The 15,670-nt window shown below is 69.6% G+C and carries 11 protein-coding genes; 4 read left to right on the top strand and 7 right to left on the bottom strand.

From position 1 onward, the window contains the following. Positions 1-310: 310 nt before the first annotated feature. A complete protein-coding gene (gene yaaA / locus ACYVDG_RS20260; RefSeq protein WP_460755625.1) occupies positions 311-1,105 on the bottom strand; it encodes a peroxide stress protein YaaA in 795 nt (264 codons plus the stop codon). Between the two features lie 243 nt (positions 1,106-1,348). On the opposite strand from yaaA, the gene ACYVDG_RS20255 reads away from it, so the two are divergent. Next, on the top strand, positions 1,349-2,041 hold the full coding sequence (locus ACYVDG_RS20255) for a GNAT family N-acetyltransferase (protein WP_460755436.1): 693 nt from the start codon (positions 1,349-1,351) through the stop codon (positions 2,039-2,041). 78 nt (positions 2,042-2,119) lie between these two features. On the opposite strand, the gene ACYVDG_RS20250 is transcribed toward ACYVDG_RS20255, so the two are convergent. Beyond that, entirely contained in the window at positions 2,120-2,344 is a 225-nt protein-coding gene (locus ACYVDG_RS20250; protein ID WP_460755432.1) for a DUF7455 domain-containing protein, read from the bottom strand. A 472-nt stretch (positions 2,345-2,816) separates the two neighbouring features. Here ACYVDG_RS20250 and ACYVDG_RS20245 point away from each other — a divergent pair, with 472 nt between their 5' ends. After that, positions 2,817-4,922: a DNA gyrase/topoisomerase IV subunit B gene (locus tag ACYVDG_RS20245; RefSeq protein ID WP_460755429.1), complete on the top strand. Its 2,106-nt coding sequence runs from the start codon at positions 2,817-2,819 to the stop codon at positions 4,920-4,922. A 71-nt stretch (positions 4,923-4,993) separates the two neighbouring features. On the opposite strand, the gene cds1 is transcribed toward ACYVDG_RS20245, so the two are convergent. The 5 genes from cds1 to ACYVDG_RS20220 form a co-directional block, all read right to left on the bottom strand. Then, the gene (cds1, locus tag ACYVDG_RS20240; RefSeq protein WP_460755425.1) at positions 4,994-6,130 is read right to left on the bottom strand and encodes an L-cysteine desulfhydrase Cds1; all 1,137 of its coding nucleotides are present in this window, start codon (positions 6,128-6,130) and stop codon (positions 4,994-4,996) included. A gap of 128 nt (positions 6,131-6,258) precedes the next feature. After that, positions 6,259-6,585 (bottom strand): tetratricopeptide repeat protein, encoded by a 327-nt coding sequence (locus ACYVDG_RS20235; protein ID WP_460755420.1) that lies wholly within the window; start codon positions 6,583-6,585, stop codon positions 6,259-6,261. Positions 6,586-6,806: 221 nt separating this feature from the next. Then, entirely contained in the window at positions 6,807-7,337 is a 531-nt protein-coding gene (locus ACYVDG_RS20230; protein ID WP_460755416.1) for a beta-class carbonic anhydrase, read from the bottom strand. An 85-nt stretch (positions 7,338-7,422) separates the two neighbouring features. Then, on the bottom strand, positions 7,423-9,918 hold the full coding sequence (locus ACYVDG_RS20225) for a DNA gyrase/topoisomerase IV subunit A (RefSeq protein ID WP_460755411.1): 2,496 nt from the start codon (positions 9,916-9,918) through the stop codon (positions 7,423-7,425). A gap of 160 nt (positions 9,919-10,078) precedes the next feature. Continuing rightward, positions 10,079-12,412 (bottom strand): glycosyl hydrolase, encoded by a 2,334-nt coding sequence (locus tag ACYVDG_RS20220; RefSeq protein ID WP_460755408.1) that lies wholly within the window; start codon positions 12,410-12,412, stop codon positions 10,079-10,081. Positions 12,413-12,704: 292 nt separating this feature from the next. Here ACYVDG_RS20220 and ACYVDG_RS20215 point away from each other — a divergent pair, with 292 nt between their 5' ends. Together ACYVDG_RS20215 and ACYVDG_RS20210 are read left to right on the top strand one after the other, a co-directional pair. Further along, a complete protein-coding gene (locus ACYVDG_RS20215; RefSeq protein WP_460755403.1) occupies positions 12,705-14,864 on the top strand; it encodes a RecQ family ATP-dependent DNA helicase in 2,160 nt (719 codons plus the stop codon). A 134-nt stretch (positions 14,865-14,998) separates the two neighbouring features. Further along, a complete protein-coding gene (locus ACYVDG_RS20210; RefSeq protein WP_460755400.1) occupies positions 14,999-15,646 on the top strand; it encodes a hypothetical protein in 648 nt (215 codons plus the stop codon). Positions 15,647-15,670 lie beyond the last annotated feature (24 nt).

Genomic DNA, 15,670 nt, shown 5'->3' with positions numbered 1-15,670 from the left:
GTTGTAGAACAGGCGCGCCTCCCCGACTCATCGGGGAGGCGCGCCTCGTTTTCGTGCCTGGTCCGCTCGCAGGTGTGGCGACCCCCGCGTGTCCCTCGCATCCCATCAAGCACGTGTACTTCCCCCGCACGGAGTCCGATCTCCATCCGATGGCCACCATGCTGCCGTACGCACTGTAGGTGCGGCATAAAGGCGAGCTGCCCCAGTTTCTTGCGGGAATAACACTGTCTTGCGCGGATGAGCCTGTTCGCTCCGCAGTGGGGCCGCGGCGTCGCGGGAGGGTAGCGCGATGCCCGGTACCTGGGGGAGATCAGTCGCGGACGACCACGTCCATCGTGCGGGCGGCGCCCGGTTTGGCGGCGGGGGGCAGTTCCACGGTGTGACCGAGGTCGCGCAGCGCCGACACCAGGTCGTCCGGGGTACCCGCCTCGACGTTCTCCTCGATCAGCACGCGGGCGATCTCGCCTCGCGTGGCCTTGGCCATGTGACTGACCACCGAGCGCTTGGTCACGCCGTCCACCTCGCGCTCGCGCAAGACGCGCACGGCCACGGTTCGCTCGGCCGCGGGCCCGGTGGGTTTGAAGGCCGCCGCGTAGGACGCCGACCGGCAGTCCACGAGCAGGCGCCCCTCCGTCAATTCCCCGAGCGGTCCGGCCATCGCCTTGCGCCAGTACGCACCCAGGCCGCCCAGCGGCGGCAGCTTCACACCCATGGACAGGCGGTAGGGCGGCAGTTGGTCGGCGGGGCCCACCGCGCCCCAGAGGCCGGAGAACACCAGGATCCGTTCCCTGGTTCGGCCGTCGTGTTCGGCCAGGAGGCCGGGGAGCCCGAGGCGGTCGTAGAGCACACCCGTGTACAGGTCGGCGGCGCGCAGCGTGGGGGCCGTGGCCAGGTCCAGGTTGCGCTTGAGCGCGTCGGCTTGGGACACCGAGAGGCCCAGGACCTCGCGGGCGGCGTCCTCCGGCCCGGAGCAGAGGTCGGTCAGCGCCGCCATCACCTGTTTCCGCGCGGGCGCCAACTCCGGCAGGGTCAGCGCGCCGAGGTCCAAGTGCGGTCCCTCACCGGAGGTGGCCTTGCCCTCGGAGGGCGGGAGCAGGATGTACATGTGGGAACTCTCCAGGTCGTGCGCGGCGCGGGGCCGAACTCTCGCGGTTACGGCCCCGACCATGCTAGGACGTTCGGGGCGGGCGCCGCCTTGTGGCGTTGGCCGCGTCGGGGCGGGCGGAGCCGGGAGGGTCCGGCTGGATAGGATCTGCGGCTCGCGGCGGTTCCCCCAGGCCGGAGCGGTCTGAGGGTCAGGCCCAACCGGCCTGAGGGTTCGGGCATTTCCGACAGTGAGGGAGCGAACATGCACGAATGGGCGGCGCGGGTTTCGCGCGACTGGCCCCCGTTCCACATCGAGTCCCGGGGCGGCTGGTGGTTCGGCCGGGCGGAGGGCTTCACCAAGCGGGCCAACTGCGCCTTGGTCGAGGACCCGGCGGCCGACGTCGCGGAGGTCACCGCCTTCTACCGGGGGCACGGACTGCGCCCCTGCGTTCAGGTGTGGCCCGGGGAGGAAGCCGTGGACGCGCGGCTGGCTGAGCACGGTTACGCGGTGGTGGAACCGACCCTGGTCCTCGCGCGGGAACTCGCTGAACGCCCGGAGGGCCCCGGGGTGACCCGGGTCTCGGACCGTCCGACAGAGCGCTGGACGGAGCTCTTCGCGGAGACGGGTACCGCCGCAGACTGGGCCGACGGCGTCGTGCGCATCCTGGGCCAGGTGACCGCCGCCTACGGGGTCCACGAGGACGGTGGCGGTCGCGGGTGCGCGGTGCTGGACGGGGACTCGGTGGCGATGTGCGCCATGGTCACCGCCCGAGCCGAGCGTGGCCGCGGCGTGGCCGGGGCCGTGCTCGCGGACTTGCTCACCTGGGCGCACGACAAGGGGGCCCGCAGGGCCTACCTGTGTGTCGTGGCCGACAACGATCCCGCCCTGCGCTTGTACCGGGGTGCGGGGTTCGAGGAGGTCTCGCGCTACCACAACCGGGTGCTGGCGGACTGAGCCCGCACGCAAACAGGTCCCACAACGAAGACGGCGGCCCCGGTAGGGGCCGCCGTCGACGTTTCGTGGTCGTTGTGGCTAACGCTCGTCCGCGTTGTTCTTGCTTTCCAAGAGCTTGTCCGTCTCGTCCTGGATGTCCGAGGCGATCTTGCGGATTGAGTCGTCGTGCTTGCGCATGTGGTGCGCGCAGAACAGGAGTTCGCCGCCGGAGTTCAGCAGCACCCGGACGTACGCCTGTGCACCACAGCGGTCGCAGCGGTCAGCAGCCGTCAGCGGCTGAGTGGGGGCAAGGGTTCCAGTCACTTCGCCATCCTCAATACTCGGCGTTAGTCACCTCTGACAACATTTAACCCGACCCAGACGTTCCCAACCTGGCCCCGTGTACGCCGACAGCGGAATCCGCCCGGTTTGTGCCTGTATGACATGGTTTCGGGTGTTTCACATCTGACGTCGTCTCTGCTCCTCGTTGTACCCGTTGGCGAAGCGCTATCCCCGGAAAACGGGAGTATCCAGGTCGCATCCACCGGAGGTGGTAGTCTCGCGCGGGGCAGGTCCGCCCGACCTCGCGTCGGCCTGTGGGTCCCGTCACAGCGGACCCGGCGACGACGCCGGTGACCCGACCGGTGGGAGACACGACCCCGCCCACACACGGCCCTGGCACGGCAAAGCTCCGGCTCGCCGTAGCCTGGCCCCCTCAACAGTCGGCGCGGCGAGGTACAAAGGGCACACGCCGCATCAGCGCCCCGATGGCCCTCAAGACGCAGGAGATGTCCGAGTGACCGCCTTGACCGCAGCCGTCCACGATCCCGAGGATTACTCCGCTCGGCACCTGTCGGTCCTGGAGGGCCTCGAAGCGGTACGCAAACGGCCGGGCATGTACATCGGGTCCACCGACAGCCGGGGCCTCACCCACTGCATGTGGGAGATCATCGACAACTCCGTCGACGAGGCCCTCGGTGGCTTCTGCGAGCGCATCGACGTGACCCTGCACAGCGACGGATCCGTCTCCGTGAAGGACGACGGCCGCGGCATCCCCGTCGACGCGGAACCCAAGTCCGGCCTGTCCGGTGTCGAGCTGGTCATGACCAAACTCCATGCGGGCGGCAAGTTCGGCTCCGGCTCCTACACCGCTTCCGGCGGACTCCACGGCGTCGGCGCCTCCGTTGTCAACGCCCTGTCCGCCCGGGTGGACGTCGAGATCGACCGGCAGGGCCACACCCACGCCCTGAGCTTCCGCCGCGGCATCGCGGGGCGGTTCGCCGGCGACGGACCCGATGCCGAGTTCACCCCGGTCTCCGGACTGGAACAGGTCCGCAAGATCGCCAAGAAGATCACCGGTACGCGGATCCGCTTCTGGCCGGACCAGCAGATCTTCCTCAAGGACGCGGACATCGCCCGCGAGAACCTCCTCGACCGGGCCCGCCAGACCGCCTTCCTGGTACCCGGCCTTACCATCGCGGTGCGCGACGAGCGCGCCGAGGGCGAGCCCCCGCACGTGGAGGAATTCCGCTTCGACGGCGGTATCAGCGAGTTCTGCACGTACCTCGCCCCGGATGAGGCCGTCAGCGACGTCCTGCGGATCCAGGGTTCGGGCAACTTCACCGAGACCGTCCCGGTCCTCGACGAGTCCGGCCACATGGTTCCCGCGGACGTCGAGCGCCGCTTGGACGTCGATATCGCCCTCCGCTGGGGTACCGGCTACGACACCACCGTGCGCTCCTTCGTCAACGTCATCGCCACCCCCAAGGGCGGTACCCACATCAACGGCTTCGAGCGGGCCCTGGTGCGGGTGATCAACGACCAGCTGCGCGCCACCAAGCTGCTGAAGAACAACGACGACCCGGTCACCAAGGACGACACCCAGGAAGGGCTGAGCGCGGTCGTCACCGTCCGCCTGCCCGAACCGCAGTTCGAGGGGCAGACCAAGGAGATCCTCGGTACCTCCGCGGCCTCACGGATCGTCTCCCAGATCGTGGGCAAGGAGCTGCGCGAGTTCCTCACCTCCACCAAGAAGGTGGAGAAGGCCAAGGCCCGCAACGTGTTGGAGAAGGTGGTGGGTGCGGCCAAGGCCCGTCTGGCCGCCCGCCAGCAGCGCGAGACCCAGCGCCGCAAGAACGCCCTGGAGAGCTCTGCCCTGCCCGCCAAGCTGGTGGACTGCCGCAGCGAAGGGCTGGAGCACAGCGAGCTCTTCATCGTGGAGGGGGACTCCGCGCTGGGCACCGCGAAGCTCGCGCGCGACTCGGAGTTCCAGGCGCTGCTGCCCATCCGCGGCAAGATCCTCAACGTGCAGAAGTCCTCGGTCGCGGACATGCTCAAGAACGCTGAATGCGCCGCGATCCTCCAGGTCATCGGGGCCGGTTCGGGACGGACCTTCGACATCGACGCCGCCCGCTACGGCCGGATCATCCTCATGGCCGACGCCGATGTCGACGGCGCGCACATCCGCTGCCTGCTGCTCACGCTCATCTACCGGTACATGCGGCCCATGCTGGAGGCCGGCCGGGTGTTCGCCGCGGTGCCGCCGCTGCACCGCATCGAGCTCACCAACGTCCGCCGCAAGCGCGGAGCCAAGCCCGAGGACCGCTACATCTACACGTACTCGGACGCCGAGCTCCAGCGCACCCTGTTGGACCTGGAGAAGCGCAAGATCTCCTGGAAGGAGCCGATACAGCGGTACAAGGGTCTGGGTGAGATGGACGCCGACCAGCTCGCCGAAACCACCATGGACCCGCGCTACCGCACTCTGCGCCGCATCCGGGTGGAGCAGGCCGAGGAGGCCGCTTCGGTGTTCAACCTGCTGATGGGCAACGAGGTGGCCCCGCGCCGCCGGTTCATCCAGGAGGGCGCCCAGGAACTCGACCTCGAGCGCATCGACGCCTGACACCGGCCCGGGCGCGGCAACCGCGCCCGGGCCAGTGCTGTGTGGCTCTCATCCGGGCCTGTCCCGGTGGCTCAGGACGTACCCGGGGGCTCCCAGACGCCCTCGGCGAAGAACCGGTCGATGGCGGTCCGGTAAGGAGTGGGGTCCAGGCCTCGCTCAGACACCCAGGCGTCGTTGTAGTAGCTGTGCTGGTAGCGTTCGCCGCCGTCACAGATCAAGGTGACCACGCTTCCCTTGCGGCCCTCACGGAGCATCCTGGCGACCAGGTGCCACACCCCCCACAGGTTGGTGCCCGTGGACCCGCCCGCGCAGCGGCCGGTGAGGTCGTTCAGGTGGCGCATCGCGGCGATGCTCGCGGCGTCGGGCACGGGCATCATCAGGTCGATGACCGACGGGACGAAGCTCGGCTCCATGCGGGGTCGGCCGATGCCCTCGATCCTGGAGGGCATGCCGGTGCCGTAATCGGACGCCCCGGTCACCCACCCCGGGAAGAACGCCGAGTTCTCCGGGTCCACCACGGCCATGCGGGTGTGCAGGCGCCGGTAGCGGAGGTAGCGGCCGATGGTCGCGGAGGTGCCACCCGTGCCCGCGCCCACCACGATCCAGTCGGGGCAGGGGTGCCGCTCCATCGCGAGCTGCTGGAAGATCGATTCGGCGATGTTGTTGTTGCCCCGCCAATCCGTGGCGCGCTCGGCGTAGGTGAACTGGTCCATGTAGTGGCCGTTGGTTTCGGCGGCCAGCCGCTCGGCCTCGCTGTACATCTCCGGCGGGTGGTCCACGAAGTGGCAGCGCCCGCCGTGCCGCTCGATGAGCGCGATCTTCTCCGGGCTGGTCTTGCGGGGTACGACCGTGATGAAGTCCAGGCCGATCAGCTGAGCGAAGTAGGCCTCCGACACCGCGGTCGAACCCGAACTGGCCTCAACGATCGTGGTGCCCTCGCCGATCCACCCGTTGGCCAGCCCGTACAGGAACAGCGATCGGGCCAGGCGGTGCTTCAGGCTGCCGGTGGGGTGCACCGACTCGTCCTTCAGGTACAGGTCGATGCCCCACTCCGGGGGCAGCGGGAACACGTGCAGGTGGGTGTCGGCGGACCGGGTGTCGTCCGCGATCACCCTGCGCACCGCCTCGTCCGCCCAGGAACGGGCACTGTCGGAACAGCGGTCGACCCACGGGGTGTCCGGGCCTGGTCTGTCTGGGGTGGGAGCCATGCTCGAAAGCGTATCTGTGTTTGTTCGAGAGCTCCGCTCCGCTCTGTGCTCGGGCGCCAGAGCCAAGCGCCCGTGGACAGACGAAGAGCCGGACCCGGGGGTCCGGCTCCTCCGTACGGCTTGCCCGGTCAGTCCAGGGAACCGCCGGACATCACCGCGTGCATGCGCCGGTAGGTGGCCGCCTCCTCGTGGCGGCTCTGCCGTTCCAGCGTGCGCGCGAGCGCGATGTGCGCCCAGTTGTCCACCGGGTCGAGCTCGATGAGGCTACGGAAGGTCGCCTCGGCCTTGTTGAGCTGAGCTGAATGGAAATAGGCACGGCCCAGCAGCTCCAAGAGGGAGCGGCTGCCCGGCTCGTTCTCGACGACGGGTTCGAGGATCTGGGCGGTGTAGATCGGGTCGCCCAGTTCCATGAACAGGCGGGCTCGGTTGTAGACCTCGTAGGTGCTCTCTTCCACGGTGCTCCTCTCAACGGTGCCACACCGTCCCGGGTCACAACGGTGACGGTTGTTACCGCATTCCCGGGGGATGGACGAGGTGGGTGTGGGGACCGGTGGCGGGTGGCGGAGATGGTTTCGGCGCCCACTTGAGTGATCCCCGGACCCGCTCTCCGCGACACCTCCGGCCCGCACCGCCAACCCGCCCAGCCCTGCCCGTCGCCCGGCGGAGCCGCCCGCCGTCAGAGGTCGACCGGGTCCACCCTGCCCGTGTCCACGTCGTAGACGGCCCCGGCCACCGGCAGGCCCTTCGGGAGCAGCGGATGGTGCCGGATCCGTTCGAGGTCGTGCCGGAGCGCGCCGAGCTGGTCGTTGTTGGTGTGGAACTCGAGGCTGCGGGTGTCCACCCCGTGCTTCTCCTGGATCAGATCGTGCACGGCGTCGTCGCTGGCCACCGACGCCATCTTGCAGTTCGTGTGCGGCAGCACGAGTACGCGCTCCACACCGAGCAGGTACACGGCCAGGACCAGGGTGCGCAGGGTGTCGTCGGTGACCCGGGCGCCCGCGTTCCGCAGGATCTTCGCGTCGCCGGGCTGCAGCCCCAGCATGTCCAGCGGCTCGATCCTGGAGTCCATACACGTCACCAGAGCCAGGCCGCGGGCGGCCAGGGGCTGGAGCCCGGCGAGTGAGAATTGGCTGGTGTAGTCGGCATTGGCGCCGAACACGTCGTCGAACGGCCCTGGGGGAGGGGTGGCGTCGTTGTTCCCGCTCACGTGGTTATTTCTCCCTAGAGTTCATGGTTGGGCTGTGCCGTGCACCAGGGAATCAGTCCCGTGTGCACGGCACGTTGCGTCAACCTCAGGCATTCGCTCCGGTTGCTGTGATGCCGGAGTCGGTCTGGGCGCTTCCGACAGTGGTGATGGCGCGTGGCAGCGCCTCACCGGAACCGTCCCTGCGCTCGGTCAGGTCCGGCAGGCGGACCGGTTTGCCGTCGGAGCGGGAGGCGCGGGCCGGAGCACGGCCCACCCACGCGAACAGCAGCGTGTCCTCGCCCTTGAGATAGCGGTGGCACCGTACACCGCCCGTCGCGCGCCCCTTGGTGGGGTAGGCATCGAACGGGGTGACCTTGGCCGATCCGGCCTGTGTGCCCGCGAGGGCGTTGCTGCTGCCGGACACGGTAACCACGACCGAGTCCTCAGGGCTCGGCACCGCGCCGAACCACAGGACGTGCGCCTCGTCGGACAGGCGCACACCGGCCACGCCGCCGGCCTGGCGGCCCTGGGGGCGGGCTGTGGTGGCCGAGAAGCGCAGCAGCTGGGCCTCGGTCGTGACGAAGGCGAGGTCCTCCTCACCTGTGGACAGCTGGGTGACGCCGATCACCCGGTCGTCGTCCTTGAGCGTGATGATCTCGAAGTCGTCCTTGTTGGGCGGGAAGTCGGGCGCCACGCGCTTGACCACACCTCCCCGGGTACCCACCGCGAAACCGGGCCCGGAGGTGTTCATCGACACCACCGAGACGACTCGTTCGGCCTCCTCCAGCTGGACGAATTCGCCGACGTCCAGCCCGGAGGCAAGGGGCGGCTGTTCGGGTTCACCGTCCTTCGGATCGGGCAACTCGGGTAGCTCGACGACCGGGACGCGGATCATCCGGCCCAGGTCGGTGACGAAGCCGATGTCCGAGCGCGAGGTGGTCGGTACCGACACCTCGATCGCGTCGTGCCGGGTGCGCAGTCCCTCGTACACGCGCGGCAGGGCTGCACCCTTGGTCCGGGCGATGTGGCCGTCGACGCCGAAGAGAACGTGGCAGGGCTGGTCGGCCATCTCCAGCGGGATCACTGCGGCGCGCGCCGCGCCGTCGCTCTCGCGCAGCTGGGTGCGGCGCGGGGACGCGAATTTCTTGGAGACGTCGTTCAGTTCCTTGGAAACGACCCGGCGCAGCTTCTTGTCCGACTCCAGGATCGAGGTGAGCTCCTCGATCTCCTGGTTGAGCTTCTCCCGCTCGGTCTCCAGCTCCAGCCGGTCGAAGCGTGTCAGGCGGCGCAGCGGGGTGTCGAGGATGTAGCGGGCCTGGATCTCGGACAGGTCGTAGGCACCCATGAGGGCGTCGCGGGCGGCCGCGGTGTCGTCGGCCTCGCGGATGAGGGCGATCACCCGGTCGATGTCCAGGAGGGCGACGAGCAGGCCGTCCACCAGGTGCAGGCGCTCCTGCCGCTTCTTCCGGCGGTGCTCGCTGCGGCGTCGGACCACCTCGATGCGGTGGTTGACGTAGACCTCGAGCAGGTCGCGCAGGCCCAGCGTCTGGGGCTGGCCGTCGACCAGCGCCACGTTGTTGATGCCGAAGGACTCCTCCATCGGCGTCAGCCGGTAGAGCTCCTCGAGGACCGCCTCGGGGTTGAATCCGTTCTTGAGCTCGATGACCAGGCGCAGACCCTGGGCGCGGTCGGTGAGGTCCTTGAGGTCCGAGATGCCCTGGAGCTTCTTGGACTGCACCAGCTCCTTGATGCGGCTGACGACCTTCTCCGGGCCGACGCTGTAGGGCAGTTCGGTGATGACCAGGCCGGTGCGGCGCGCGGACACCTTCTCGATGGAGACGGTGGCGCGCGTCTTGAAGGAGCCGCGGCCCTTGCGGTAGGCGTCGCGGATGCCGTCCAGGCCGACGATGGTGCCGCCGGTGGGCAGGTCGGGGCCGGGGACGAACTCGGTGAGCTCGTCCAGGGTGGCGTCGGGGTGGGCGATCAGGTGGCGGGCCGCCGCGATGACCTCGCCCAGGTTGTGCGGGGCCATGTTGGTGGCCATGCCCACCGCGATGCCGGAAGTGCCGTTGACCAGGAGGTTGGGGAAGGCCGCGGGCAGGACCTCCGGTTCGGTCTCCTGCCCGTCGTAGTTCGGTTTGAAGTCGACGACGTTCTCGTCGATGGAGGAGACCAGCAGGTCCGCGGCGCTGTCCAGACGTGCCTCGGTGTAACGCATGGCCGCGGGGGCGTCGTCGCCGCCCAGCGAACCGAAGTTGCCGTGGCCGTCGACCAGGGGCACACGCATGGCGAAGGACTGGCTCAGCCGCACCAGGGCGTCGTAGATGGCGGAGTCGCCGTGGGGGTGGAGGCGCCCCATCACCTCCCCGACGACGCGGGCGCACTTGACGTGTCCGCGGTCGGGCCGGAGGCCCATCTCGTTCATCTGGTAGAGGATGCGCCGCTGTACCGGTTTCATACCGTCGCGCGCGTCTGGAAGCGCGCGTTGGTAGATCACCGAGTACGCGTACTCCAGGAAGCTGCCGCGCATCTCCTCGGAGACGTCGATGTCGATGATCTTTTCGGCGAGATCCTCGGGGGGACGGGAAGTAGTACGGGCCATGTCCGTAATTCTGGCCTGTTCCGGGGACTGAAACGTACGGGGGCGGGTGGTTGGGCGTGTGTGAGTCGCGCGACTGAGGGGTTTTCACCCGTTCGGGGCGGGGTTTTCCGTCCCCGGCGCGGGCCGGGGACGGAAACCTGGAACCGGGTGCCGGCTCCGCTTAGTCGCTGGTCACGGCCAGTTCTCCGGCGGGAACCTCCAGGGAGGTGCCGTCGGAGAAGCTGACGGTGGCCGCGCTGTCGTCGGGGTTGAAGGCGGTGTACGTCGTGTTTCCTCCGTTGTCGAAGACGGCGTAGTGGGGGGTGTCCGCTGTGACGGAGACGTCCACGGTGCCGACCTCGGCGAGCGTGGACACCCACTGGTAGGTGTGCGGCTTGGAGCCGCCCTCCTCGGGTTCGTAGGTCTCCCACTGCTCCTCGAACATCCTCAGGGCATCCTCGCCGTCCGAGAGCGCGCGGTGCGCCCAGTGGATGTCCCTCCAGACGTCGGGCTCGCCGCCGATCTTGTCCACGAGGGATTCGTAGACCGCCCCGGCGTGCTCGGGGTCGTGCCCCAAGTAGAGCGAGCCCGCGGTGATGGGCAGGTAGTTGATGCCGTAGTGCTCCTCGTCGCCGCCGTCCCACCAGATCCGGTAGTCGCCGCCGTCGCCCCAGACCATGCCGACGACGTCTTCGGCGTAGTCCTCGGGGAAGGTCTCCCCGCCGTGGTTCTGCCAGTAGCGGGTGACAGTGGAGGCTTGGGTGGTGTGCAGGTAGATGCCCAGATCACGGAGTTCGTCGTCGCCGGTCAGGGAGCCGAAGGCGGCGGTGGCGGCGGCGAAGTGCATGCCCTCGGAGGAGGACTCCTGGTTGTTGCCCGCGGCGAACCCGGCGTGGCCGGAGGCCCAGCCGTGCCCTGCGTAGGGGGAGAAGGACCGCAGGCGCGGGAACATGTCGTCGTCGGTGTCGGTCTCGGCCACGTCCCTGATGAGCAGGCGGATCATGCCGCCCCAGGCGTCCTCGTCGACCCAGTCGCTGTCGTAGCGGGCGACAACGGCGGCGGCCGAGACGAAGTACCCGTAGTGGAAGTCGTGGTCGTTGAGCTCGGTGGCCGCCCCGAAGCTGTCCGGGAAACCGAGCATCGTGCCCCAGTCGTCGTCGTGGTGGAACTGGCGGGTGCCGCCCGCGGTCAGCCAGTCCTCCATCCGGTCCTGGACCAGGCCGAGGAGTTCGTCGCGGGCGTCGGTGTGGCCGATGGAGTCGGCGACGGGGACCAGCTGGGCGAGGCGGCCCAGGGCCTTGCCGTCCCAGTAGGTGTCGCCGGGTTCGGGGAAGAGCTCGTCCTCGGAGAGGACCTCGTCGATCAGGTCGGCCATCCGGTCGTGGTCGGCGCCGTCGACGGTGGGCAGGCTGGGCATGATGCCCTGGGTGGTCAGTTCGGTGGTGAAGGAGGCGCCCTCGTGGACCCGCATCTCGCCCCTGGGTGAGGCGTAGGTCAGGTCGGTGGGGTCGTCGGTGGCGTGCTCCCACTGGTGCGGGTAGAGCGCCATCAGGGTGCCGGTCTCGTCGCCCTCCTTGGCCTCGGTCTGCAGCTGGTAGGTGCTGGTGAGGGTGGCGGAGGACTCGTCGTAGTCGTACTCCACGAGGGAGTCGGTGACGAAGGAGTGGGCGTAGGGGGCGAACGTGTCCAGGTCGCCGGTTGAGGGCAGGGCGGCCACCGAGTAGTACCCGTCGTCCCCGGTGTCCGCGGTGAGCGTGTCACCGGAGAGGGACCAGGGGGCGTCGGAGGGGGAGAACAGGGCGTAGTGCCGACCGTTGACGGTGGCGCCCACCACCGACCCTTCCTCGTGCCAGATGTCGGGGGAGTCCTCGAAGGTCACCTCGGCCGCGCCGCCGTCCGTCTCGGCGTAGGCGAAGGGCAGGCCCTGGCCCATGGTGACGCGCAGGGCGGCGCCGCCGCCCTCCCAGTGCGCGGTGACGGTCCAGTCGCCGCTGTCGGCGGCGCGCGTGTCGGGGGAGTCCAGTCCCGCCACGCCCAGCGACAGGTCGGCGACGGCCGTGTGCTCGTACTTGAGGTCGTCGCCCACGATCTGGTGGGAGTCGGGGTAGCCCATGTCCAGGCCGCCCTCGTGCGGAAGGAAGCTCAGGGGGTGGGCGAAGAGGTTCTCGCCGTGGGGGTTGTCGGAGTAGCGCTGGAAGATCAGCGAGGACCACCAGTCGTTGGTGGGCGCGGGGCCCTCGAAGTCGTCGGTGACCTTGGGCGAGACCGGATCACCGTCCAGGTCGGAGGGGCCGGAGGCCCCTTCGGGGAGGGTGGTCGTGTAGCTGCCCGAGCCGACGGGTACCTCGGTCGCGCTGTCCGCCGAAACGGGGGCGGCGTCGGTTTCGGCCCCGGTGAGCCCCAGTGTCGCGCCGCCGACCACGAGTGCGGAGGCGGTGGCCAGCAGGCCGAGGCGGGTGGGGTGTGTCCGGGGACGCGTGGGTCGGGGATGTGGGCGGCTCCGTGGTTCTGCCATCGTGTGCCTTTCGTGTTTCTCAGGAGAGCGTCCTTCCTACGGGAGCGCTCCCAAACATCAAGACATGAGCCCTGTCGCTGAGTGTTCAGTTATCGCTCAGTGAGCGCAATGGCACGTCCCGTGAAAGTTTCCATTCTGTTACCTGAGTGCTCTTGTGGGGCAGGCTGGAACCCGGTGCCGACCCGTGTGCTTATTCCGCCCGGGCGATCAGGGGCCACACGGGGCACGAAGTGCGCGAACGTGTCTGTGGACAACCCCGCCAACACTCTCCACCTCTGGTACCAAAGAGGTCATGGCCACTCCCACCCAGCCCGAAGCCCCCACCGACCCCGGAGCGCTGCGCGCACGTGCCGAGGAGCACCTACGCGCCCTCGCCGGGGACTCCGCGCGCCTGCGCGAGGACCAGTGGACCGCCATCCACGCCCTGGTCGCGGACCGGCGGCGCGCCCTGGTCGTGCAGCGCACCGGCTGGGGCAAGTCGGCGGTGTACTTCGTGGCCACCGCGCTGCGCCGCGCCCAGGGATCCGGGCCCACGGTCATCGTCTCCCCGCTGCTCGCCCTGATGCGCAACCAGATCGCCGCCGCCGAACGGGCGGGCATCCGCGCGCGCACCATCAACAGTTCCAACACCACCGCCTGGGAATCCACCTACGCCGAGGTCGCCGAGGGGCTGGTGGACGTCCTCCTGGTCAGCCCCGAGCGGCTCAACAACCCCGAGTTCCGCGACCGGGTCCTGCCCGAACTCGCCGCGGGCGCGGGCCTGGTCGTCATCGACGAGGCCCACTGCGTCTCCGACTGGGGCCACGACTTCCGCCCCGACTACCGGCGGATCCGCTCCTTGCTGCACGACCTCCCGGACGGCATCCCGGTACTGGCCACCACCGCCACGGCCAACGAGCGCGTCACCCACGACGTCGCCGAACAACTCCAGGCCGGGGACGAGCGCGAGGACACCCTGGTTCTGCGGGGCGCACTGGAACGCGAGAGCCTGCGCCTGGGCGTGGCCGAGCTGCCCGATTCCACCGCTCGGCTCAGCTGGCTCGCCGAGCACCTGCCCCAGATCCCAGGTTCGGGCATCGTCTACACACTGACCGTCAGCGCGGCGCTGGAGACCGCCCGCTTCCTTCGGGAACAGGGCATGGACGTGCTGCCCTACACCGGGCAGACCGACCCTGACGAGCGCCGACAGGCCGAAGACGCCCTGCTCGACAACCGGGTCAAGGCGCTGGTCGCCACCAGCGCGCTCGGTATGGGCTTCGACAAACCGGACCTGGGCTTCGTCATCCACCTGGGCGCACCGCAGTCCCCGATCTCCTACTACCAACAGGTCGGCCGCGCCGGACGCGGGGTCCAGCGGGCCGAGGCCGTACTGCTGCCCGGCCGCGAGGACGTGCAGATCTGGGAGTACTTCGCCGGGCTGTCCTTCCCGCCGGAGGACACCGTCCGCCAGACACTGGACGTGCTGGCCGAGGCCGACCGCCCCCTGTCCACGGCGAACCTGGAGACCCGGGTTGACCTGCGCCGTACCCGCCTGGAACAGATGCTCAAGGTGCTCGACGTGGACGGTGCGGTACTCCGCGTGCGGGGCGGCTGGACCGCCACCGGACGGCCCTGGACCTACGACGCCGAACGCTACGCGGCGGTCAGCGCTGCCCGGGAACGCGAACAGCGCGCCATGTTGGACTACATCGCCGCCGACACCTGCCGGATGGAGTTCCTCCGCCAGCAGCTGGACGATCCCGAGGCGGCGGCCTGCGGCCGCTGCGACGTGTGCACCGGCGAGTACTGGCCCACCGAGGTGGACTCCGGGCGGCGCAAGGCCGCGGCAGACCACCTGGACCGGCCCGGCACCCCGATCGGGCCCCGCCGCCAGTGGCCCACGGGTATGGACACCCTCGGTATCGACCTCTCCGGCAAGATCCCCGTGGGACTGCGGGCGGGGGAGGGGCGCGCCCTGGGACGCCTCACCGACATCGGTTGGGGCAACGAACTGCGCCGTGTCCTCGCCGAGGACGCGGAGGACGGCCCCGTGGACGAGCGAGTCCTTCAGGGCGTGGTGCGCGTGCTGGCCTCCTGGGGGTGGGAGAACCGCCCGGTCGGGGTGGCCGCGATGCCCTCGCTGACCCGCCCGGTCCTGGTCGCCGACCTCGCCGCGCGCCTGGCCGATCTGGGCCGCCTCGCCCCGCTCGGCTCCCTGGAGTACCGGACCAGCGGCCCCGGTGCCCGCCGCCACAACAGCGCCATGCGCTTGGCGCAGGTGTACTCGGAGCTGGTGGCGGGAGAGGAGCTCACCGGACGCGTCGCGGAGCTGCAGACCCGCACCCCTGGACCGATCCTGCTGGTGGACGACCTGGTCGACAGCGGATGGAGCCTCACCGTCGGCGCGGCACTCCTCCGCAGGGCCGGTGCCCCCGAGGTCCTGCCGCTGACCTTGGCCACCGTCAGCGGTTGATCGCGCGCCTCCGAGTACCGGGGCGAGTGATCGTTCCGCGCTCCGTTACCAGTAGGGTCGGACGCGCCGAGTAACGGCTTGGATCGCCTGTGTGTCAGGCGATCCGGCTTTCGTCGCGGAAAGGGTATGGACATATGCCGGGGCAGGACATGGCGGATCCGTGGGCCGAAGGCTGGGACCAGGCGGGCAAGCTGCGACATGCGCTGCTGGACGGTATGCCCCTGCCACGCCTGCCCTTCATCCCGATCCGGCTGCAGCAGGGCGAGGTCGCCCACGCAGAGGTGTCTATGCAGTACTCCCGGTACTACGGGACGAACGTGACCTACCAGCAGTCCTCCGGCTTCTACTTCGGGTCACCGCTCTTCGTCGCGACCGGCCTCGCGGCCCAGGCGGTCGGCAACGCCTCCGCCCGTTCCCGTGCGCAGGCGATGGCCGCCGCGCAGTGGCGCGAGCATCAAGGGGTGCAGGCCTACCTCACCAACCAGCGGGTCATCGCCTGCGTCCAGGGGCACCGGTGGTTGTCCTTCTGGCACCGCGGCATCATCCAGGCCGACCCGGTCCTGGACCACTGGTCGCTCGTCGAGATCTTCGAAGAGGGCGCACCGGTGCGCTGGCAGGGTCCGGCGGCCCCCTGGCTGGCCGTCGCCATCATCCACCTGGCCTACGGGGACGACCACCTCAGGAACCACCCGGGGCTGGCCCCGCTCATGCCGCCGCCCGGACTGGGGGAGGACCCGGGCTACGGATCATACGGCGGCTACGACTTCCCCGACGGGACCTGAGCCGGGCAGGGCCGAACCGGGGCC

The sequence above is a fragment of the Nocardiopsis oceani genome (assembly GCF_054777395.1).
The sequence above is the reverse complement of the archived record's forward strand: the minus strand, read 5'-3'. Positions and strand labels throughout refer to the sequence as shown.

What these genes read in the sequence shown, in the direction of transcription:
- ACYVDG_RS20215 (WP_460755403.1), top strand. Translation starts at nt 12,705, where the DNA reads ATGGCCACTCCCACCCAGCCCGAAGCCCCCACCGACCCCGGAGCGCTG.
- ACYVDG_RS20210 (WP_460755400.1), top strand. Translation starts at nt 14,999, where the DNA reads ATGCCGGGGCAGGACATGGCGGATCCGTGGGCCGAAGGCTGGGACCAG.
- ACYVDG_RS20220 (WP_460755408.1), bottom strand. Translation starts at nt 12,412, where the DNA reads ATGGCAGAACCACGGAGCCGCCCACATCCCCGACCCACGCGTCCCCGG.
- ACYVDG_RS20255 (WP_460755436.1), top strand. Translation starts at nt 1,349, where the DNA reads ATGCACGAATGGGCGGCGCGGGTTTCGCGCGACTGGCCCCCGTTCCAC.
- cds1 (WP_460755425.1), bottom strand. Translation starts at nt 6,130, where the DNA reads ATGGCTCCCACCCCAGACAGACCAGGCCCGGACACCCCGTGGGTCGAC.
- yaaA (WP_460755625.1), bottom strand. Translation starts at nt 1,105, where the DNA reads ATGTACATCCTGCTCCCGCCCTCCGAGGGCAAGGCCACCTCCGGTGAG.
- ACYVDG_RS20225 (WP_460755411.1), bottom strand. Translation starts at nt 9,918, where the DNA reads ATGGCCCGTACTACTTCCCGTCCCCCCGAGGATCTCGCCGAAAAGATC.